17 protein-coding genes and 2 tRNA genes are annotated in these 19,959 nt (G+C 60.2%); 2 read left to right on the top strand and 17 right to left on the bottom strand.

Features of this window, described 5'->3' with window-relative positions; all coding sequences use genetic code 11:
- Positions 1-23 precede the first annotated feature (23 nt).
- Positions 24-2,960: a DUF748 domain-containing protein gene (locus Q9451_RS03235; RefSeq protein WP_012274235.1), complete on the top strand. Its 2,937-nt coding sequence runs from the start codon at positions 24-26 to the stop codon at positions 2,958-2,960.
- A gap of 111 nt (positions 2,961-3,071) precedes the next feature.
- Here Q9451_RS03235 and Q9451_RS03230 read toward each other — a convergent pair whose 3' ends face one another.
- Positions 3,072-3,491 carry a VOC family protein gene (locus tag Q9451_RS03230; RefSeq protein ID WP_012274236.1) on the bottom strand — a complete coding sequence of 140 codons (420 nt, stop codon included), beginning with the start codon at positions 3,489-3,491 and terminating at the stop codon, positions 3,072-3,074.
- Positions 3,492-3,551: 60 nt separating this feature from the next.
- Between Q9451_RS03230 and Q9451_RS03225 the strand changes: the two genes are divergently transcribed.
- On the top strand, positions 3,552-3,854 hold the full coding sequence (locus Q9451_RS03225) for a putative quinol monooxygenase (protein WP_041166592.1): 303 nt from the start codon (positions 3,552-3,554) through the stop codon (positions 3,852-3,854).
- Between the two features lie 77 nt (positions 3,855-3,931).
- On the opposite strand, the gene Q9451_RS03220 is transcribed toward Q9451_RS03225, so the two are convergent.
- The 16 genes from Q9451_RS03220 to rlmE all read right to left on the bottom strand — a co-directional run bounded on the left by Q9451_RS03220 (position 3,932) and on the right by rlmE (position 19,901).
- Positions 3,932-4,282: a BON domain-containing protein gene (locus Q9451_RS03220; RefSeq protein WP_012274238.1), complete on the bottom strand. Its 351-nt coding sequence runs from the start codon at positions 4,280-4,282 to the stop codon at positions 3,932-3,934.
- A gap of 264 nt (positions 4,283-4,546) precedes the next feature.
- Entirely contained in the window at positions 4,547-6,652 is a 2,106-nt protein-coding gene (gene pnp, locus Q9451_RS03215) for a polyribonucleotide nucleotidyltransferase (protein ID WP_345960892.1), read from the bottom strand.
- Positions 6,653-6,902: 250 nt separating this feature from the next.
- A complete protein-coding gene (gene rpsO, locus Q9451_RS03210) occupies positions 6,903-7,172 on the bottom strand; it encodes a 30S ribosomal protein S15 (protein ID WP_012274241.1) in 270 nt (89 codons plus the stop codon).
- Positions 7,173-7,319: 147 nt separating this feature from the next.
- Positions 7,320-8,237: a tRNA pseudouridine(55) synthase TruB gene (gene truB, locus Q9451_RS03205; protein ID WP_012274242.1), complete on the bottom strand. Its 918-nt coding sequence runs from the start codon at positions 8,235-8,237 to the stop codon at positions 7,320-7,322.
- 3 nt (positions 8,238-8,240) lie between these two features.
- Positions 8,241-8,639, bottom strand: a complete 399-nt coding sequence (gene rbfA / locus Q9451_RS03200) for a 30S ribosome-binding factor RbfA (protein WP_012274243.1) — start codon at positions 8,637-8,639, stop codon at positions 8,241-8,243.
- A gap of 116 nt (positions 8,640-8,755) precedes the next feature.
- Complete coding sequence (infB, locus tag Q9451_RS03195) at positions 8,756-11,284, bottom strand: translation initiation factor IF-2 (RefSeq protein ID WP_012274244.1); 2,529 nt, start codon at positions 11,282-11,284, stop codon at positions 8,756-8,758.
- Between the two features lie 27 nt (positions 11,285-11,311).
- The gene (nusA, locus tag Q9451_RS03190; protein WP_009685349.1) at positions 11,312-12,793 is read right to left on the bottom strand and encodes a transcription termination factor NusA; all 1,482 of its coding nucleotides are present in this window, start codon (positions 12,791-12,793) and stop codon (positions 11,312-11,314) included.
- A 59-nt stretch (positions 12,794-12,852) separates the two neighbouring features.
- Positions 12,853-13,311, bottom strand: coding sequence for a ribosome maturation factor RimP (rimP, locus tag Q9451_RS03185; RefSeq protein ID WP_012274245.1), 459 nt, complete (start codon positions 13,309-13,311; stop codon positions 12,853-12,855).
- 130 nt (positions 13,312-13,441) lie between these two features.
- A tRNA-Met gene (locus Q9451_RS03180) sits at positions 13,442-13,518 on the bottom strand.
- A 100-nt stretch (positions 13,519-13,618) separates the two neighbouring features.
- Positions 13,619-13,704 (bottom strand) — tRNA-Leu (locus tag Q9451_RS03175).
- A 21-nt stretch (positions 13,705-13,725) separates the two neighbouring features.
- Positions 13,726-14,124 carry a preprotein translocase subunit SecG gene (gene secG / locus Q9451_RS03170; protein ID WP_012274246.1) on the bottom strand — a complete coding sequence of 133 codons (399 nt, stop codon included), beginning with the start codon at positions 14,122-14,124 and terminating at the stop codon, positions 13,726-13,728.
- A gap of 4 nt (positions 14,125-14,128) precedes the next feature.
- Positions 14,129-14,884 (bottom strand): triose-phosphate isomerase, encoded by a 756-nt coding sequence (gene tpiA / locus Q9451_RS03165; protein WP_012274247.1) that lies wholly within the window; start codon positions 14,882-14,884, stop codon positions 14,129-14,131.
- 65 nt (positions 14,885-14,949) lie between these two features.
- Entirely contained in the window at positions 14,950-16,290 is a 1,341-nt protein-coding gene (gene glmM / locus Q9451_RS03160; protein WP_012274248.1) for a phosphoglucosamine mutase, read from the bottom strand.
- A gap of 16 nt (positions 16,291-16,306) precedes the next feature.
- Positions 16,307-17,158, bottom strand: a complete 852-nt coding sequence (gene folP / locus Q9451_RS03155) for a dihydropteroate synthase (protein ID WP_012274249.1) — start codon at positions 17,156-17,158, stop codon at positions 16,307-16,309.
- Positions 17,159-17,166: 8 nt separating this feature from the next.
- A complete protein-coding gene (ftsH, locus tag Q9451_RS03150) occupies positions 17,167-19,071 on the bottom strand; it encodes an ATP-dependent zinc metalloprotease FtsH (protein ID WP_012274250.1) in 1,905 nt (634 codons plus the stop codon).
- Between the two features lie 203 nt (positions 19,072-19,274).
- Positions 19,275-19,901, bottom strand: coding sequence for a 23S rRNA (uridine(2552)-2'-O)-methyltransferase RlmE (rlmE, locus tag Q9451_RS03145; protein WP_012274251.1), 627 nt, complete (start codon positions 19,899-19,901; stop codon positions 19,275-19,277).
- Positions 19,902-19,959: the final 58 nt, after the last annotated feature.

Raw genomic sequence — 19,959 nt, 5'->3', positions numbered from 1 at the left:
TGCTTAGACAGACGAAGCGACACATGTACAAAGGATTGACTCGCGCCACTGGCGCAATCGTGGCCCTGGTAGCCCTCTATAGCCTGCTCGGCTTCCTTATTCTCCCCGGTGTCGCGCTGCGCATCGCCAACCAGCAGTTGGCCCAGTACGCGACCGTGCCGGCCCACCTCGAGCGGATCGAACTCAACCCCTTCAGCCTCGAGCTGACGCTGTGGGGCCTGCAGATCGGCGAGCCGGGCAAAGAGCAAGTCGCGTTCGAGCGGTTGTACGCCAACCTCTCGCTCGACAGCCTGTGGACCAAAGCCCTGCATCTGGAAGCGGTCGAACTCGACAAACCACGCAACGAAGTCCTGTTCGCCAAGGACGGGGCCCTCAACCTGACCGGGTTGTTCAAGCTGCCCGCCAGTGAGGCCAAACCTGACGAGCCGCCCAGCGACCCGTTCCCGTTGCGTATTGGCAGCATCAAGCTGGTCGACGGCTACCTGCACTTCGAGGACCAGCGCCCTAGCGAGCCGATCGAATTCCTCTACGACAACATGAACCTGGAGCTGAAAAACCTCAGCACCCTGCCCAACGACAATGCCGACATGTCCCTGGTGGCCCTCGGCCCCAACGGCGGGCGTATCGACTGGAAAGGCACCCTCAGCCTGGCGCCGATCGCCTCCGAAGGCACGCTGAAGGTCACCGAAGGCAAGATGAAGGCGTTCTGGCCCTATGTCCGTGACGCCGTGCCGCTGGTGCTGGAAGACGGCGTGATCAGCCTCGACACCCACTACAAGCTCAACCTCGCCCAGCAGACCGAGTTGCAACTGGACAACGCCTCCGTGCGCATCGCGCCGTTCGCCATCAAGGCGCCGGATGGCCGCCCGTTGGCACGCCTGGCCAGCCTGGAGGTGAGCGAAACCTCTGTCGATCTGGTCAAGCAACTGGTCACCGTGGGCAAGATCCGCAGCGAAAAACTGGAAACCTGGGCCGCACTGGAAAAGGACGGCCAACTCGACTGGCAGAAGCTGTTCGCCAGCCAACCGGCCAAGGCCACGCCAAAGGAAAAGGCCGAACCTGCCGCCGCCGAGCCTACGCCTGAAGAGAAAGCCGCCAAGGCGCCCAGCAAGCCCTGGCAAGTGCTGCTCAAAGATGTGCAACTGCGCAACTACCTGGTGCACCTGGCGGACCGCAGCCAGAAAGAACCGGTAGCCTTGGACATTGGCCCTCTCAACGCCGACCTGCAAGGTTTCGACAGCCTCAACCAGTCGCCCTTCACCCTCAAGCTCGACACCGGCGTGGGCAAGCAAGGCAAGCTGCAAGCGGCTGGCCAGGTCAACCTGGCGCCAATTTGGGCCAAGCTGGATGTGAGCACCCGTGACATCGACCTGCGCGTGGCCCAAGCCTACATCAGCCCGTTCATCCTGCTGGAGCTGCGCAGCGGCATGCTTTCCAGCGACCTCAAGGTATACCTGAAGAACACCGCGCCGCTGGCGTTCAATGTCACCGGCAAGGCGCAAGTCAGCCAGTTGCACACCCTCGACACCATCAAAAGCCGCGACTTCGTCAAATGGCAGCAAGTGAACGTCGACGGCTTGTCCTACGTGCACGGCGATGCACTGTCGATCGACAAGGTAACCCTGCTGCAGCCCTATGCGCGTTTCATCATCAACGAAGACCGCACCACCAACGTCAATGACCTGCTGATCCCACAACCGGCCGGCGCCCCGGCGAGCAACACGTCAAAGCCGGCCTCGGCCAGCAGCGGCAAGCCACTGGGCATTCACATCGGCCAGATCGACATCAACGACGGCTCGGCCAACTTCGCCGACCTGTCGCTCACCCCCAACTTCGCCACGGCCATCCAGCAGCTCAATGGCCAGATCGGCACCATCGACAACCGCAAGCCGCTGCCGGCCAAGGTGGACGTCAAGGGCAAGGTCGACCGCTACGCACCGGTTACCATCAAGGGCGCTCTCAACCCGTTCAACCCGTTGGCCAGCCTGGACATCGCCACCAGCTTCAAGCGCGTCGAGCTGACCACGTTGACGCCCTACTCCGGTAAATTTGCCGGCTTCCGCATCCGCAAAGGCCGGCTCAACCTCGACCTGCACTACCTGATCACCAACGGCCAGCTCAAGGCCGAGAACAAGGTCGTGGTGGAGCAGCTGCAACTGGGTGAAAAAGTCGACAGCCCGGACGCGGTCGACCTGCCGATCCGCCTGGCGGTGGCACTGCTTAAGGATACCGAGGGCAAGATCTCGATCGAACTGCCGGTCACCGGCGACCTCAACAACCCGCAGTTCAGCGTGATGCCGATTGTTTGGCAAACCCTGCGTAACCTGGTGCTGCGTGCGGCACAGGCACCGTTCAAGTTCATTGGTGGGCTGATTAGCGGCGGGGGCGCGGAAGACCTCGGCAACGTAGCGTTCGCCCCGGGTTCCAGCGAACTCAGCGGCGATGCCCAGTCGTCCCTGGACAAACTGGCATCAGCACTTAAGGAGCGCCCGGAACTGCGTCTGGAAATCGAAGGCACCAGCGCCCAGGCCAGTGATGGCCCGCTGATCGCCCAGCAACGCCTGGAGCGTGAGTACCAGGCCACCTGGTACAAGATCCTGCAGCGCCGTGGCGACAAAGTACCGGCCAATGCCTCGATGCTGGTGGTCGACGACAGCGACAAGCCGGCAATGCTTGAGGGCATCTATCGCACTCGCCTTAAACAGCAGCCGCCTGCCGAATGGGAGCAACTGGGCCGCGACGAGCGCACCGCCAAGCTGCGCGAGGCTGTGATCAAGTCCTGGGCAGAGAGCACCGCACTGCTGCGTACCTTGGGCCAGGAGCGGGCCAGCAGTATCAAGGATTACCTAGTGGACAAGGGCAAGCTGGAAGATGACCGGGTGTATTTCATCGATACCAGCCTGGGGCAGCCTGAAAGCGATGGCCGGGTGGTGACGCCGATGCATCTGGATGCCGAATAATCGCTTAAGGCAGGCCCGGCCTCTTCGCGGGTAAACCCGCTCCCACAGGTACTGCACAGTCCTTGTGGGAGCGGGTTTACCCGCGAAGGGGCCCGATCAGGTGATATCAATTCAGGCACTCACCAACCGCTGCCCCGACACCGCCGGGTGATACAGCGGCTGTACCTTGTTCCCCGCCGGGTCCAGCAAGTGGAAGCTGCGCGCCCCGTCACCATGGTTGAAAGGCCGGTCCAGCAAGGTCACGCCATGGGCCTTGAAGTACTGGTACCACGCCTCCAGCTCCTCCACGCTGTCCACGATGAACCCGTAGTGATCCAGGGTCTGCAACCCATTGGCCGCCCCTGCCCCCCGCCCCAGCGACAGGTTGTCGTTACCGCAGGTGAGGTACACCAGGTCCTCGTTGGCGCGGTTCAGCACTTCCATGCCCAGCACATCGACGTAGAAACGCTCACACTCTTCAAGGTTGGGTACCAGCAAGGCAATGTGGCGCAGGCCATTCAGGCGGCCAGGGCGTGCAGGCAATTCGGACATTGGCGGGGCTCCATTTTTGTATACAATTCAAAACAGAATTTAAAACAAAAGGAGCGCTTTGTGTATAGCTTGTTCATCAAGACCCGAGTGAAGCCCGGCTGCGCCGAAGCTTTCCTGACCGCGATCAAAGTCAATGCCGCAGCTTCCGTCGCCAGCGAACCAGGCTGCCTGGTGTTCGATGTGTCGCAGGACCGGTTCGACCCAGACGTGATCTACCTCTACGAAATCTATCGCGATGATGCGGCGTATGACGCGCACACCCAGACCGCACATTTCCGCGATAGCCGCCCATTGGTCGAGCCCCTGATCGCCGAACAGGAATGCTTCGAAAGCGATGTGATCACGCGCAACCCGATGTACTAGCTGAGATGAAAAAGCCCCGGCTCAGGCCGGGGCTTTGTGCATAAGTGGCCAAATCCGTTTGGCCGACGGGACATTCCTTACTCGGATTTCAGGCCATCAGCCGAAACGGCCTGCACACCTTTGATCTTCTTGGCGATGGCAACAGCCATCTCTTTCTGTGCATCGGTCACCGCCACATCGGACGACAGCGACACGACACCCTTGTTGGTTTCGACTTTGATGTCGCTGCCAGGCACACCTTTCTCGGTCATCAGGTCAGCCTTCACCTTGGTGGTGATCCAGGTGTCGGAGGTAGCTTCCTTGGCTTTGGTCACCTCACCAGCCGCCAGAGTCATCGGCGCCTGGGTAGATTGCTGGGCGAATGCCGCGTTAGCCATGGTCAGGGTCAGAGCGGTGGCAGTAGCGGCAGCAATGGCGAACTTCTTCATGTGGGTCACTCCTGTTTTTCGAAAGGTCTGCGCCGTATGTCCTGGCGTCAGGTATGAGGGTAGTTGCATGTGCTGTGCCAGCTTTACCGCTTCGCTTGAACCTTTATAAATCAATGACTTAGCTAAACGCCATCACTTGAGCGTTCGTGCATTTTGCAATCAGCGTGGGAAACCTGCATGCAAGATGCAAGTCCGCTAAAGGTTCCCGTCGCGCATGAAAAAAGGGCCCCGAAGGGCCCTTTCCGTGTTGCGTGCAACCGTCGCTTAAACGCCCGAGGCCTTGGCCGCAGCTACGTCCTTGATCGACAGCTTGATACGGCCGCGGTTGTCCACGTCCAGTACCAGCACTTCGACTTCCTGGCCTTCTTTGAGGATGTCGGTGACTTTCTCGACGCGAGCATCGCTCAGCATGGAGATGTGCACCAGGCCGTCCTTGCCAGGCAGGATGTTGACGAAGGCGCCGAAGTCGACGATGCGCTCAACCTTGCCGACGTAGATCTTGCCGATCTCGGCCTCTGCGGTGATGCCCAGGATGCGCTGCTTGGCAGCCTCTGCCGCTTCCTTGGTTTCGCCGAAGATCTTGATCGAGCCGTCGTCTTCGATGTCGATCGAGGCCTTGGTCTCTTCGCAGATGGCGCGAATGGTGGCGCCGCCTTTGCCGATAACGTCACGAATCTTGTCGGTATCGATCTTCATCGCGATCATGGTCGGGGCGTTGGCCGACAGTTCGGTACGCGACTGGCCAATGATCTGGTTCATCTGACCGAGGATGTTCAGGCGCGCTTCCAGGGCTTGGCCCAGGGCGATTTCCATGATCTCTTCAGTGATGCCGTTGATCTTGATGTCCATCTGCAGCGCGGTCACGCCCTTGGCGGTACCGGCTACTTTGAAGTCCATGTCGCCCAGGTGGTCTTCGTCACCCAGGATGTCGGTCAGGACCGCGAACTTCTCCCCTTCCTTGACCAGGCCCATGGCGATACCGGCAACCGGTGCCTTCATCGGCACACCAGCGTCCATCAGCGCCAGGGAAGCACCACAGACCGAAGCCATGGAGCTGGAGCCGTTGGATTCGGTGATTTCCGAAACCACGCGAATGGTGTACGGGAACACGTCAGCGGCAGGCAGCATGGCCTGAACCGAACGACGGGCCAGACGGCCGTGGCCGATTTCGCGACGGCCAGCACCGCCCATACGGCCGCACTCACCTACCGAGAACGGCGGGAAGTTGTAGTGCAGCATGAAGGGGTCTTTCTTCTCGCCTTCGAGGGTGTCCAGCAGCTGGGCGTCACGGGCAGTACCCAGGGTCGCAACGACCAGGGCCTGGGTTTCGCCACGGGTGAACAGCGCCGAACCGTGAGTCTTCGGCAGCACGCCGACTTCGATGTTCAGCGGGCGAACGGTCTTGGTGTCGCGACCGTCGATACGTGGCTTGCCGTTTACGATGTTTTCGCGAACGGTGCGGTATTCGATTTCGCCGAAGATTTCTTTCACTTCGGAAGCCGAAGGCTGGCCTTCTTCACCGGAGAACTTGGCGATCGCCTGATCGCACAGCTCGCCCAGACGCGCATAGCGGTCGGCCTTGACGGTGATGGTGTAGCCCTGCGAAACCGCTTCGCCGAACTCGGCGCGGATAGCGTTGAACAGCTCGGTGTTGGCAACTGCAGGTTTCCAGTCCCAGGTCGGCTTGGCAGCTTCGGCGGCCAGCTCTTTGACAGCCTGGATCACAGCCTGGAATTCGTCGTGGGCGAACAGTACAGCGCCCAGCATCTGGTCTTCGGTCAGCTCTTGAGCTTCCGATTCAACCATCAGTACGGCGTCGGCGGTACCGGCAACGACCATGTCCAGGCTCGAGGCAGCCAGTTGCTCGTAGGTCGGGTTCAGCAGGTAGCCGGTGCTTTCGTGGAAAGCAACGCGAGCGGCGCCGATCGGGCCTTCGAACGGGATGCCGGAAATGGCCAGGGCAGCCGAGGTACCGATCATCGCAGCGATGTCCGGGTCGGTCTTCTTGCTGGTGGAAACCACGGTGCAGACAACCTGCACTTCGTTCATGAAGCCTTCCGGGAACAGCGGACGGATCGGACGGTCGATCAGGCGCGAGGTCAGCGTCTCTTTCTCGGAAGGACGGCCTTCACGCTTGAAGAAGCCACCCGGGATCTTGCCGGCGGCGTAGGTCTTTTCCTGGTAGTGAACCGACAGCGGGAAGAAGCCCTTGCCTGGATCAGCCTGTTTGGCGCCTACCACGGTCACCAGCACGGTGACGTCGTTGTCGACGGTAACCAGCACGGCGCCGGTTGCCTGACGGGCGATACGGCCCGTTTCGAGAGTAACGGTCGATTGACCGAACTGGAAAGTCTTGATTACCGGGTTCACGGTTTCCTACCTTTTTCAGTGGCTCTTGGGGGAACTGGTTTCTTGCGAATTCTTGGGCAGAACAGGGAATCGGCCCCATTGACCGTCCAGATACAACACGAGGTTGGGAGCCTGGCTGAAGAGCGGAAAACCGCTCAACTTCACCAGGCTGCCAACCTCGGAGATACGCATGACATGCTCATAGACAACGCTGCCAGGCAGCGTTGCCAATGCATGAGACACGCCATGCACACCACTGACCAGGCCGCTATTAGCGACGCAGGCCCAGGCGACCGATCAGGGCGCTGTAACGAGTGGTGTCTTTGCCCTTCAGGTAGTCCAGCAGCTTACGACGCTGGTTTACCATACGGATCAGGCCACGACGCGAGTGGTGGTCTTTACCGTTGGCCTTGAAGTGGCCTTGCAGCTTGTTGATGTTCGCGGTCAGCAGAGCAACCTGAACTTCTGGGCTACCAGTGTCGCCAGCGGCTTGCTGGAAGTCAGTAACGATTTGAGCTTTTTCTTCAACGCTGAGGGCCATTTGGCTTCTCCTGATAACGGATCCCGCATGCGGGGTCCAATAGGCCAGGGACAAATCCCTGTATTAATAAAAAAGGTGTGACCGTGCCTACTGACAGCCACCCTTGATTCCGTGAGACCCGGCAACAGCCTGGCCCCGCGGTTTCGGTCATTCCGACCGAATCAGCCGACGCGGCGCAATGCGCCCGTCTTCGCTCACTTCACCGATACCGATGAAGCGCGCATTATGATCCTGTACCCGGACCATGCCAAATTGTGGCGCGTCCGGCGCGCGTACCGCCTGCCCATGCAGCCAGTAGAACGCACTGTGTTCCGACAGGCTGACCATCGGCCAGTCCTGCAGCCCGCTGTCAGATGGCATCAGGAAGCGGTCGAGCGCTTCGTTGCCACCGTCGGCATGGGCCTGTTCGAGTTCCTCGAGGGTAACCGTCTGTGCCAGCGCGAAGGGCCCGGCCTGGGTCCTGCGCAGCTCGGCGACATAAGCGCCGCAGCCTAGGGCTTCACCGATATCCTCCACCAGGGTGCGGATATAGGTGCCTTTGCTGCATCCTACGCTCAACCGTGCACGGGTGCCTTCGCACTCGAGCAACTCCAAGCGGTTAATAGTAACAGAACGCGCCTCGCGCTCCACTACCTCTCCTGCACGCGCCAGTTTGTACAGCGGCTGGCCATCACGCTTGAGCGCCGAGTACATGGGCGGTATCTGGCTGATGGGGCCACGAAAACGTGGCAGCAGCGCCTCGATATCGGCGCGACCAACGGTCACGTCGCGGGTCTGCAGTACCTCGCCCTCGGCATCGCCGGTGTTGGTAGTCTGCCCCATCTGCATGACGGTTTCGTAGCCCTTGTCGGAATCGAGCAAGTACTGCGAAAACTTGGTCGCCTCGCCGAAGCACAGCGGCAGCACGCCGGTTGCCAACGGATCGAGGCTACCGGTGTGGCCGGCCTTTTCCGCATTGAGCAGCCAGCGCACCTTTTGCAGGGCGGCGTTGGACGTGAAGCCCAGCGGCTTGTCGAGCAGGATGATGCCGCTGACATTGCGGCGGATACGTTTGACCTGGGCCACCACTTACTCCTTGGTGCCCGACTCGTCGGCATCCTTGTGCAGGCGGTCTTCGGCCACTGCACGCTCGATCAGCGCCGACAGGTGCACACCACGGCTGACACTTTCATCGAAGTGGAAGTGCAGCTGCGGCACGCTGCGCAGTTGCATCGAACGCCCCAGGTGCAGACGCAGGAAGCTGGCAGCACTGTTCAATGCCTTGAGCGACTGCTGCACGGCGTCCGGGGTTTCCTCGCCCATGACGGTGATGAACACCTTGGCATGGCCCAGGTCACGGCTGACGTCCACGGCGGTGATGGTCACCAGACCGACGCGTGGGTCCTTGACTTCGCGACGGATCAGTTCGGCCAGCTCGCGCTGCATCTGATCGCCAATACGTTGGGTACGGCTATATTCTTTGGCCATTCTTGCTACCTGTAACTTAAAGCGGCAAACGCCCGGACAGACGAATGCCTGACCGGGCGCTACCTGAAGAGGTACCGCAAGCCGCCCTGTAGCGGGCGCTTGCGGCTCGCTCGCCCTTAAAGGGTACGAGCCACCTGGACTTTCTCGAAGACTTCGATCTTGTCGCCGACCTTGACGTCGTTGTAGCTCTTGACGCCAATACCGCACTCCATGCCCGAACGCACTTCGGAGGCGTCGTCCTTGAAGCGACGCAGCGATTCCAGCTCGCCTTCGAAGATCACAACGTCGTCGCGCAATACGCGGATCGGACGGTTGCGGTAAACGGTACCCTCGATGACCATACAGCCAGCGATGGCGCCGAACTTCGGCGAACGGAACACGTCACGCACTTCGGCGACACCCAGGATGTTCTCGCGAACATCGCTGCCGAGCATGCCGGTCAGGGCCTTCTTGACGTCTTCGATGATGTCGTAGATCACGTTGTAGTAACGCATATCCAGACCTTCTTGCTCGACGATCTTGCGCGCACCGGCATCGGCACGCACGTTGAAGCCGAACAGTACTGCGTTCGAAGCCAGCGCCAGGTTGGCGTCGCTTTCGGTGATACCACCGACGCCACCACCAATCACACGCACCTGCACTTCGTCGTTGCCCAGGCCGCCAAGCGAGCCCTGCAGTGCTTCCAGAGAACCACGCACATCGGTCTTGAGAACGATGTTGAGGGTTTTCTTCTCTTCCTGACCCATGGTCTCGAAGATGTTTTCCAGCTTGCCGGCGTGAGCACGGGCCAGCTTGACCTCGCGGTACTTGCCTTGACGGAACAGGGCAACTTCACGGGCTTTCTTCTCGTCGGCAACCACGGACAGCTCGTCACCGGCTTCCGGGGTACCGTCCAGGCCGAGGATTTCGACCGGGATCGACGGGCCGGCTTCCTTCACAGGCTTGCCGTTCTCGTCGAGCATGGCACGCACGCGGCCATAGTTGGAACCGCACAGAACCATGTCGCCCTGACGCAGGGTACCGTCCTGAACCAGGATGGTCGCCACTGGGCCACGGCCCTTGTCCAGGCGCGATTCGACGACCACGCCACGACCTGGAGCGGTCGGGGTTGCAGTCAGTTCGAGGATCTCGGCCTGCAGCAGGACAGCTTCGAGCAGTTCGTCGACGCCGGTACCCATCTTCGCCGAAACCTTGACGAACGGAGTGTCACCACCCCAGTCCTCGGAGGTTACGCCTTCGACGGACAGTTCGTTGCGGATGCGATCGAGGTCAGCACCTGGCTTGTCGATCTTGTTCACCGCGACCACCAGCGGAACGCCAGCTGCCTTGGCATGCTGAACGGCTTCGCGGGTTTGAGGCATCACGCCGTCGTCCGCTGCCACCACCAGGATGACGATGTCGGTCGCCTTGGCACCGCGTGCACGCATCTGGGTGAAAGCTGCGTGGCCCGGGGTGTCGAGGAAGGTGACCATACCGCGGTCGGTTTCCACGTGGTAGGCACCGATGTGCTGGGTGATACCACCGGCTTCGCCAGCGGCAACCTTGGCACGACGGATGTAGTCGAGCAGCGAGGTCTTACCATGGTCAACGTGACCCATGACAGTAACCACCGGTGCACGCGACTCGGTCTGGCCTTCGAATTTCAGCGATTCGGCCAGGGAGTCTTCCAGCGCGGTGTCGCTGACCAGGGTGACCTTGTGGCCCAGCTCTTCTGCGATCAGCTGAGCGGTTTCCTGGTCGAGCACCTGGTTGATGGTGACCGGAGTACCCATCTTGAACATGAACTTGACCACTTCAGCGCCCTTGACGGACATCTGGTTGGCCAGCTCGGAGACCGTGATGGTCTCGCCGATGGTCACGTCACGGATGACGGGGCCAGTCGGGTTCTGGAAGCCGTGCTGATTACGCTTTTTCAGCTTGCCCTTGCCGCCACGACCACGACGAGCGCCATCGCTCTCTTCGTCGGTAGTGCGCGGAGCAGCACGCGGAGTCGGCGCCTTTTCCTTCTCCTTGACCTTGACCTTGATCGACACACGAGGCGCCTCGCCACGACGACGGTCGTCATCGCGAGTACGGCTTTCGTTGCGACGGGTCTCGTCCTTCTTGCGCTCGGCAGCACGGGCTGCAGCGTCTTCGGAGGCCGGAGCGTCGGCGACTACCGGGGCCGGGGCAGCGGCAGGAGCCGGCTCTGGCTTGGCGGCAGGCGCAGGGGCGGCTACAGCGGAGTCGGCCGCCTGACGACGGGCTTGCTCTTCGTTGCGCTGGCGAACTTCGGCCTCGACCTTGTCGCGAGCGGCATTTTCAGCCGCGCGGCGCTCATCCAGCTCACGCTTCTGCTCAGCCTGGATTTCTTCCGGGCTGCGCTGCACGAAAACTTTCTTCTTGCGTACTTCTACGCTGATGCTCTTGCTACCGGCGACACGCAGGGTGCTGGTGGTTTTGCGCTGCAAGGTAATCTTGCGCGGCTCTTCCGCCTTGCTCTTGTGGCTGCTTTTCAAATGAGTCAGCAGGGTCTGCTTCTCATTGTCGGTCACTACCTGACCGGCGTCGGTGTGCGGCAGACCTGCCTCACGCATCTGCTGCAGCAGGCGCTCTACCGGTGCCTCGACCTCTTGGGCCAGTTCTTTCACCGTGACTTGCGTCATGCACTTCTCTCCTCAGGCCGCGCCTAATTACTCGAACCAGTGGGCTCGGGCGGCCATGATCAACTTGCCGGCACGCTCTTCGTCGATGCCGTCGATGTCGAGCAGATCGTCGATCGACTGCTCGGCCAGGTCTTCGCGGTTAACCACGCCGCGCACCGCCAGTTCAGCCGCCAGGTCCTTGTCCATGCCCTCGAGGGAGAGCAGGTCTTCGGCCGGGTGGGCGTCTGCCAGTTTTTCTTCGGTAGCGATGGCCTTGGTCAACAAACGGTCCTTGGCTCGAGCGCGGAGCTCATTGACGATATCTTCGTCAAAGCCATCGATGTTGAGCATTTCTTCCAACGGTACGTAGGCAATTTCTTCGAGGCTGGTGAAGCCTTCGTCGACCAGCACTTGGGCCAGCTCCTCGTCGACTTCCAGTTCATCGATGAAATTGCGCAGGATGTCACCGGTTTCGGCCTGTTGCTTGGCCTGGATGTCCTTCTCGGTCATCACGTTCAGGGTCCAGCCGGTCAACTGACTGGCCAGGCGAACGTTCTGACCGCCACGGCCAATGGCCTGGGCCAGGTTGTCCTCGGCGACGGCGATGTCCATGGCATGGGCATCTTCATCAACGATGATCGCCGCGACTTCGGCCGGCGACATGGCGTTGATGACGAACTGCGCCGGGTTATCGTCCCACAGGACGATATCCACACGCTCACCACCCAGCTCCCCGGATACGGCCTGGACGCGCGAACCACGCATGCCGATGCAGGCACCTTGCGGGTCGATACGCTTGTCCTTGGAGCGGACGGCGATCTTGGCTCGCGAACCCGGATCACGGGAAGCAGCCATGACTTCGATGAGGCCCTCGGCGATTTCCGGCACTTCAATGCGGAAAAGCTCGATCAGCATCTGCGGCGCGGTGCGCGACAGAATCAGCTGTGGGCCACGGTTTTCAGTGCGAATTTCCTTGAGCAGCGCACGCAGGCGCACGCCAACACGGAAGGTTTCGCGCGGAATGATGTCTTCGCGAGCCAGCAAGGCCTCGGCATTGTTGCCCAGGTCAACGATGACGTTGTCGCGGGTAACCTTTTTAACGGTACCGGAGATGATCTCGCCCACGCGTTCGCGGTAGGCATCAACCACCTGGGCGCGCTCGGCCTCACGGACCTTCTGCACGATGACCTGCTTGGCGGTCTGGGCGGCGATACGACCGAACTCGATGGACTCGATCTTCTCCTCGATCACGTCACCGACCTTGGCTTCAGGGTGGGTGTCCTTGATCTTGTCCAGCCAGGTCTCGATTGCCGGATCATCAAGATCGGCTTCGTCGACCACGGTCCAACGACGGAAAGTCTCGTAGCTACCGGTGTGGCGATTGATTTCCACACGCAGGTCGACTTCGTCTTCAAAACGTTTTTTGGTTGCAGTGGCCAGGGCCACTTCCAGCGCTTCGAAAATGACGCCGGGCGGTACACCTTTTTCGTTGGATACCGATTCAACAACCAGCAGTACTTCTTTGCTCATCGTACGCCTCGCCTTGCGCAAGCCATTGGGCCCGGATAGTCCGCCGGGCCCGGCACGTCTCAGTCAAAACTGGGAATAATATTGGCCTTGTCGATCGAGTCGATCGGTAACAGGAACTCTTGGTTGTCCACCTGGACCACCACATCCTGCTCCTCCACACCACGGAGAAGGCCCTGGAAGTTACGACGACCCTCGAAGGGTGAGCGCAGCTTGATCTTCACTTGTTCGCCGGCATGCGAGGCAAACTGTTCCAGAGTGAACAGTGGGCGATCCATGCCTGGAGAAGACACCTCGAGGGTGTACTCACTGCTGATTGGATCTTCCACATCGAGGATTGCGCTGGCCTGACGACTGACCGCTTCGCAGTCCTCCACCAGAATGCCGCCTTCCTTGTCGATGTAGATGCGCAGTACCGAATGCTTACCCTGGGAAACATATTCGATCCCCCAGCACTGATAGCCCAGACCCTCGACAACCGGGGCCAACAAGGCCTGCAACTGTTCTAGCTTGCTCGACACCTGAACCCCCTCGTGCATGCTGTGCAAATAAAAAATGGGCGAAGCGCCCATCCCTGAAAGCGCCGTTGGACAACGACGCCGAAAACTGTTCGGTTAGCAAAAAGCCCCTGAAAAGGGGCTCCGCTGAAGCTGGTTGCGGGGGCTGGATTTGAACCAACGACCTTCGGGTTATGAGCCCGACGAGCTACCAAGCTGCTCCACCCCGCGACAAAGCTGGGGCAAAAGTATAAGACCGAACCCTACTGAGGGTCAAATCCAAACATTCACCTACAAGAAAGCCCGCTAAAGCGGGCTCTCAAGCTTTAATTGGTACCGAGAAGGGGACTCGAACCCCTACACCCTATGGGCACAACCACCTCAAGGTTGCGTGTCTACCAATTCCACCACCTCGGCAATACTACTACTTGAAACCCGTTACTTCTGCTCTTCTGCCGGAGGAGGTACATCACCCGTGTTATTGGTGGTTTCGCTCTTCTGCTGTTGGAGCACCGGTACATCATCATTAACTGCCGGTTTTTGCGGCTCTTTCACTTCTAGCACTGCTGGATCTGGAAGACCTGCTTGGCTAAGCTGGTGAGCTTGTTGCTTCGCGAAGTATCCTAACCCAAGTGCTGTCAAAAAGAAAGTGGCAGCGAGTATAGCAGTTAATTTACTTAGGAACGTTGCAGAGCCTTGGCTCCCGAACACGGTGTTTGAGGCACCCGCGCCGAAAGATGCACCTGCTTCAGCACCTTTACCCTGTTGCAACAGAACCAGCACTACAAGCGACAGCGCTGCCAACAGATGAAAAACAACGATGACTGTTTCCAGCATTTGTTCAGTTTCCTGCGGCGCGACAAATTGCACCGAATTCGTCTGCGTTCAGGGAAGCCCCACCAATGAGACCCCCATCGATATCCGGCATGCCGAACAGTTCGGCCGCATTGGCCGCCTTCACGCTGCCGCCGTAGAGCAACTGCACCTTCGCAGCTACTTCAGCATCTTCTGCCGCCAGCTGGCCGCGGATGGCGGCGTGCACATCCTGGGCCTGCTGTGGCGTGGCCGTAAGGCCAGTGCCGATGGCCCATACAGGCTCATAGGCGATTACTGCATTGGCAAAAGCCTTAACACCGAATGCTTCGATGATACTGCTTAGTTGACGCCCGACAACTTCAAGCGTTTTGCCAGCCTCGCGCTCTTCAAGGGTTTCCCCGATGCAAAGCACTGGCTTCAAACCTTTGGCCTGGGCCGCTGCAAACTTGCGATTGAGCACTTCGTCGGTTTCACCAATGACTTGGCGACGCTCCGAGTGACCAATCAACACCAACTTGCAACCTGCTTCAACCAGCTGCTCCGGAGCAACTTCCCCGGTCAGCGCACCCTGTTCGGGTTGTACAGCAGAATTCTGTGCGCCGACAGTAATTTCTTTACCCGCCAAGCCATCGATCACTTGATTGATGAACAGGGCTGGTGGAAATACCGCGACTTCCACTCCGCTCGGCAAGGCGAGATTGCTCAAGCCTTCGGTCAGCTCAGCGACGCTAGCGCGGGTACCGTGCATCTTCCAGTTACCAGCTACCATAGGGCGACGCATGCTTTACCTCGTCGGTCAAAGTGGGCGCAGATCTTACCCAACCAGATCTGCGCTGGCAAGCGCCATCAGACACAAACTTCGCCAACCAGTTTGGCCAGTGCTTCAGCATGGCCACGCACCTGGGTTTCGTCTTCGCCTTCGACCATGACCCGCACCAGCGGCTCGGTACCAGACTTGCGCAACAGCACACGACCGCGACCGGCCAACGCTTCAGTGACCTTGGCACTGGCATCCTTGACGGCCGGGTGCTCCAGCGGGTCGACCTTGCTGGCGCCGAAGCGCACGTTGATCAACACCTGCGGGCACTTGCGCAGCGCCTGACGGGCCTGCGCCAAGGTTTCGCCACGGCGCTTGAGCGCCATCAGCACCTGCAAAGCGGCAATGATCGCGTCACCGGTGGTGGTGTGGTTGCAGCACACGACATGGCCGGAGTTTTCGCCACCAACCAGCCACTCGCGCTCCAGCAGCTCAGCCATGACATAACGGTCGCCGACCTTGGCCCGCACGAACGGGATATCCAGGTCTTTCAGTGCAAGCTCCAGGCCCAGGTTGCTCATCAGCGTGCCGACTACCCCACCTTGCAGCTTGCCACGATCGTGCAAGTCGCGAGCAATGATGAACAGCAGTTCGTCACCGTCGACGATGGCGCCGGTGTGGTCGACCATCAGCACCCGATCACCGTCGCCATCGAAGGCAATGCCAAGGTCGGCATGGCCCACCAGCACGGCAGCCTGCAGCGATTCGATGTGGGTCGAGCCGCAGCCTTCGTTGATGTTCAGGCCGTCTGGTTGCGCATGCAGCACGGTCACATCGGCACCCAACTCGCGGAACACGCTTGGCGCGACCTTGTAGGTGGCGCCGTGGGCGCAATCGACCACCAGTTTGAGGCCATCGAAGCTGGTGCTGCTCGGCACGCTGCTCTTGCAGAATTCGATGTAGCGGCCCGCCGCGTCGTTGATGCGCGACACCTTGCCCAGCTTGCTCGAATCGACAACCGTCATCGGCTGGTCGAGCAGTTCCTCGATCATCAGCTCGACTTCGTCAGGCAGCTTGGTGCCCTGACCGGAGAAGAACTTGATGCCGTTGTCTTCGTGCGGGTTGTGCGAGGCACTGATGACAATGCCCGCCTGGGCATGGAATGTGCGCGTCAGGTAGGCGATGGCTGGTGTAGGCATTGGCCCCAGCAGCATGACATCGGCACCCGCGGCGGCCAGGCCGGCTTCGAGCGCGGACTCGAACATGTAACCAGAGATACGCGTGTCCTTGCCCACCAGCACCCGGCAATGGCCCTGCTTGCGGAACGCCATGCCAGCCGCCCAGCCAAGCTTCAGCATGAAGTCAGGCGTGATCGGGTATTCGCCGACGCGGCCACGAATGCCGTCGGTACCAAAGTATTTTCTGCTCATAGGGACTCCAATGTTCTTATTCGGCGTTTTGCACCGCAGCGATCATGCGCACTACATCGACAGTTTCGGCCACATCATGGACACGAAGTATGCTCGCCCCCTTGGTCATGGCCAACGCCGCCAGCGCAAGGCTGCCGTACAAGCGCTCGCCGACCGGACGTTCCAGCGTCAGGCCGATCATGCTCTTTCGTGAAACACCCACCAGCAGTGGGCGCCCAAGGCGATAGAGCGCTTCCATGTGCTTGAACAGGCTCAGGTTGTGCGCCAGTGTCTTGGCGAAACCAAAGCCCGGATCAAGAATGATTCTGTTTGAATCGATGCCCGCCGCCGAACAGGCGGCCATCCGCTGCTCAAGATAACGCGCAACGTCGGCGGTCACATCTTCGTAATGCGGGTCATCCTGCATGTTACCCGGCTCGCCACGCATGTGCATGAGGCACACCGGCAGGCCAGTATCGGCCGCGGCGTCCAGAGCGCCATCGCGCTCCAGGGCGCGCACGTCATTGATCAGCCCGGCGCCTAGACGCGCGGACTCGCGGATGACGGCAGGCGTCGAGGTATCGACCGAGATGACCACGTCAAGGCGACTATTGATCGCCTCAACCATTGGCGCCACCCGCTCCAGCTCTTCGGTCACCGATACTGCGCGTGCGCCCGGCCGCGTGGACTCGCCGCCGATGTCGATCAGCGTAGCGCCGGCGGCAACCATTGCCTCGGCATGGCGCAGGGCCTCGTCACGCTGACTGAAGCGCCCGCCATCGGAGAAGGAATCGGGGGTGATATTGAGAATACCCATGACATGGGTACGTGACAAATCAAGAACCCGGTTGCCGCAAGGCAACCGGGTCGGGTACTGCACTGAGCTCATAGATGCCCTTAGTGTTGAGCTGCTGGGCCGCCGATTGGCGATTCCGGACGATCATTCTGGGCCGCAGGCGTACCCGAGTCCTTGTCATCGTCCCAGTCACGCGGCTCGCGTGGCGTACGCCCAGCCATGATGTCGTCGATCTGATCGGCATCGATGGTTTCGTACTTCATCAACGCTTCGGTCATCGCTTCAAGCTTGTCTCGATTCTCGATCAGCAGCTGCTTGGCAGTGGCGTAGCACTGATCGATGATGCTGCGCACTTCGGAGTCGATCAGCTTGGCAGTCTCGCCGGACACACTGGCGTGCTGGCTGCCGGCGCTACGACCGAGGAATACCTCACCCTCTTCTTCTGCGTACATCAGCGGGCCGAGTTTTTCCGACAAGCCCCACTTGGTCACCATGTTTCGGGCGATCTGGCTGGCACGCATGATGTCGTTGGACGCACCGGTAGTCACGCCATCGAAGCCCAGGGTCATTTCTTCGGCGATACGACCACCGTACAGCGAACAGATCTGGCTGATGAGCGCGCGCTTGGACAGGCTGTAACGGTCTTCTTCCGGCAGGAACATGGTCACGCCCAAGGCACGACCGCGCGGAATGATCGAAACCTTGTAGACCGGGTCGTGCTCTGGCACCAGGCGACCAACGATGGCATGGCCAGCCTCGTGGTAGGCAGTGTTACGTTTTTCTTTCTCGGACATGACCATGGTCTTGCGCTCGGCGCCCATCATGATCTTGTCCTTGGCCAGTTCGAACTCTTTCATTTCGACCAGGCGCTTGTTGGAGCGTGCGGCAAACAGCGAAGCCTCGTTGACCAGGTTGGCCAGGTCGGCACCGGAGAAGCCTGGGGTACCACGGGCAATGACCGCCGGGTTGACGTTCTCGCCAACCGGTACTTTGCGCATGTGCACCTTGAGGATCTGTTCGCGACCACGGATATCCGGCAGGCCGACCACCACCTGGCGGTCGAAGCGACCCGGACGCAGCAGCGCAGGGTCGAGTACGTCCGGACGGTTGGTAGCAGCGATAACGATGATGCCATCGTTCATCTCGAAGCCGTCCATCTCCACCAGCAACTGGTTGAGGGTTTGCTCACGCTCGTCGTGACCGCCGCCCATGCCGGCGCCACGGTGGCGACCAACGGCGTCGATCTCGTCGATGAAGATGATGCACGGGGCGTGCTTCTTGGCCTGCTCGAACATGTCGCGCACACGGCTGGCACCGACACCGACGAACATCTCCACGAAGTCCGAACCGGAAATGGTGAAGAACGGCACTTTCGCTTCGCCAGCAATGGCCTTGGCCAGCAAGGTCTTACCGGTACCGGGCGGGCCAACCATCAGCACACCACGTGGAATGCGGCCACCCAGGCGCTGGAACTTGCCTGGATCGCGCAGGAACTCGACCAGCTCGCCAACCTCTTCCTTGGCTTCGTCGCAGCCGGCAACGTCGGCCAGCGTGGTCTTGACCTGGTCTTCGGACAGCAGGCGCGCCTTGCTCTTGCCAAAGCTCATCGGCCCGCCCTTTCCGCCTGCGCCGCCTTGCATCTGGCGCATGAAGAACATGAACACGGCAATGATCACCAGGATCGGGAAGCTCGCCACCAACAGCTGCGTCCAGATGCTCTGCTGCTCAGGCTGCTTGCCTTCGACAACCACATGGTTGTCGACCAGGTCGCCGATCAGGCCATTGTCGGTAATGGCCGGACGCACGGTCTTGAAGCTGTCGCCGTCGGCGCGCTTGCCGGTAATGATGTAGCCGTCTACGGTCACACGCTCGACCTTGCCATCCTTGACCTGCTGGATGAAGTCGGAGTAGTTGAGGGTCTGCGGCTCGTTAGGGCTGGAGAAGTTGTTCATCACTGTCACCAGGACAGCTGCGATGATCAACCACAGGATCAGATTCTTTGCCATGTCGTTCAATTCGCTACCCTCTGAGGCCGGCGCACGACGCAGCCGTGCCTCGCATGATATTCATCGCCCTAACTTACTACATTACCTACGCAGCCGCAGGCACCGTCTGTAACCCTTTGTGAAAGCTAGACTACACGAAGTTCGGACGATCCTGACGCAGTGGCCGATTGGAATTAACTATCGGCCACCCCGCTTCACACCTTTCATGCCCCTTTGAAGCCTCTGCCCAACAGGTATTGCTCACGGGAGCGATCCCGCGACGAAGATGGCTTGCGCATTTGCACTTTGTCGAACTTGCTGCGCACGTCCTTCAGGTACACGTCAAAACCTTCGCCCTGGAAAATCTTGATCAGGAAGTCGCCGCCGGGCTTGAGTACGCGGGTCGCCAGATCGAGGGCCAGCTCACAGAGGAACATGGCACGCGGTATGTCCACCGCGGGCGTACCACTCATATTGGGGGCCATGTCGGAAATCACAAGGTCTACGTGCGAATCGCCGACCGCCTCGAGAATGCGCTGCAGCACTTCATCGTGGGTGAAGTCACCCTGAATGAAGGTCACATCAGCGATCGAGTCCATTTCCAGAATGTCGGAAGCGATCAGGCGACCCTGGCCACCAATCAGACGACTGGTCACCTGGGACCAGCCACCAGGCGCGGCGCCGAGGTCGATCACACTCATGCCAGGGCGGATCAGACGGTCCTTCTCCTGGATCTCCAGCAGTTTGTAGCTCGCACGCGAGCGGTAGCCATCCTTCTGCGCCTGCTTCACAAAAGGGTCGTTAAAATGCTCTCGCAGCCAGTTGGCGCTGCTTTTGGAACGTTGTACCACGGGGCACCTCGATGATATGCGTCGTGATTGACTGGGCGGAGCCGGTGGCCCTCGGGTA

This window comes from Pseudomonas sp. NY8896 (assembly GCF_039634505.1).
The sequence above is the reverse complement of the archived record's forward strand: the minus strand, read 5'-3'. Positions and strand labels throughout refer to the sequence as shown.

Coding starts and splice junctions, on each gene's coding strand:
- Q9451_RS03235 (WP_012274235.1), top strand. CDS start 24: ATGTACAAAGGATTGACTCGCGCCACTGGCGCAATCGTGGCCCTGGTA.
- Q9451_RS03230 (WP_012274236.1), bottom strand. CDS start 3,491: ATGTCCGAATTGCCTGCACGCCCTGGCCGCCTGAATGGCCTGCGCCAC.
- Q9451_RS03220 (WP_012274238.1), bottom strand. CDS start 4,282: ATGAAGAAGTTCGCCATTGCTGCCGCTACTGCCACCGCTCTGACCCTG.
- rpsO (WP_012274241.1), bottom strand. CDS start 7,172: ATGGCCCTCAGCGTTGAAGAAAAAGCTCAAATCGTTACTGACTTCCAG.
- rbfA (WP_012274243.1), bottom strand. CDS start 8,639: ATGGCCAAAGAATATAGCCGTACCCAACGTATTGGCGATCAGATGCAG.
- infB (WP_012274244.1), bottom strand. CDS start 11,284: ATGACGCAAGTCACGGTGAAAGAACTGGCCCAAGAGGTCGAGGCACCG.
- nusA (WP_009685349.1), bottom strand. CDS start 12,793: ATGAGCAAAGAAGTACTGCTGGTTGTTGAATCGGTATCCAACGAAAAA.
- secG (WP_012274246.1), bottom strand. CDS start 14,124: ATGCTGGAAACAGTCATCGTTGTTTTTCATCTGTTGGCAGCGCTGTCG.
- tpiA (WP_012274247.1), bottom strand. CDS start 14,884: ATGCGTCGCCCTATGGTAGCTGGTAACTGGAAGATGCACGGTACCCGC.
- glmM (WP_012274248.1), bottom strand. CDS start 16,290: ATGAGCAGAAAATACTTTGGTACCGACGGCATTCGTGGCCGCGTCGGC.
- folP (WP_012274249.1), bottom strand. CDS start 17,158: ATGAGCTCAGTGCAGTACCCGACCCGGTTGCCTTGCGGCAACCGGGTT.
- ftsH (WP_012274250.1), bottom strand. CDS start 19,071: ATGGCAAAGAATCTGATCCTGTGGTTGATCATCGCAGCTGTCCTGGTG.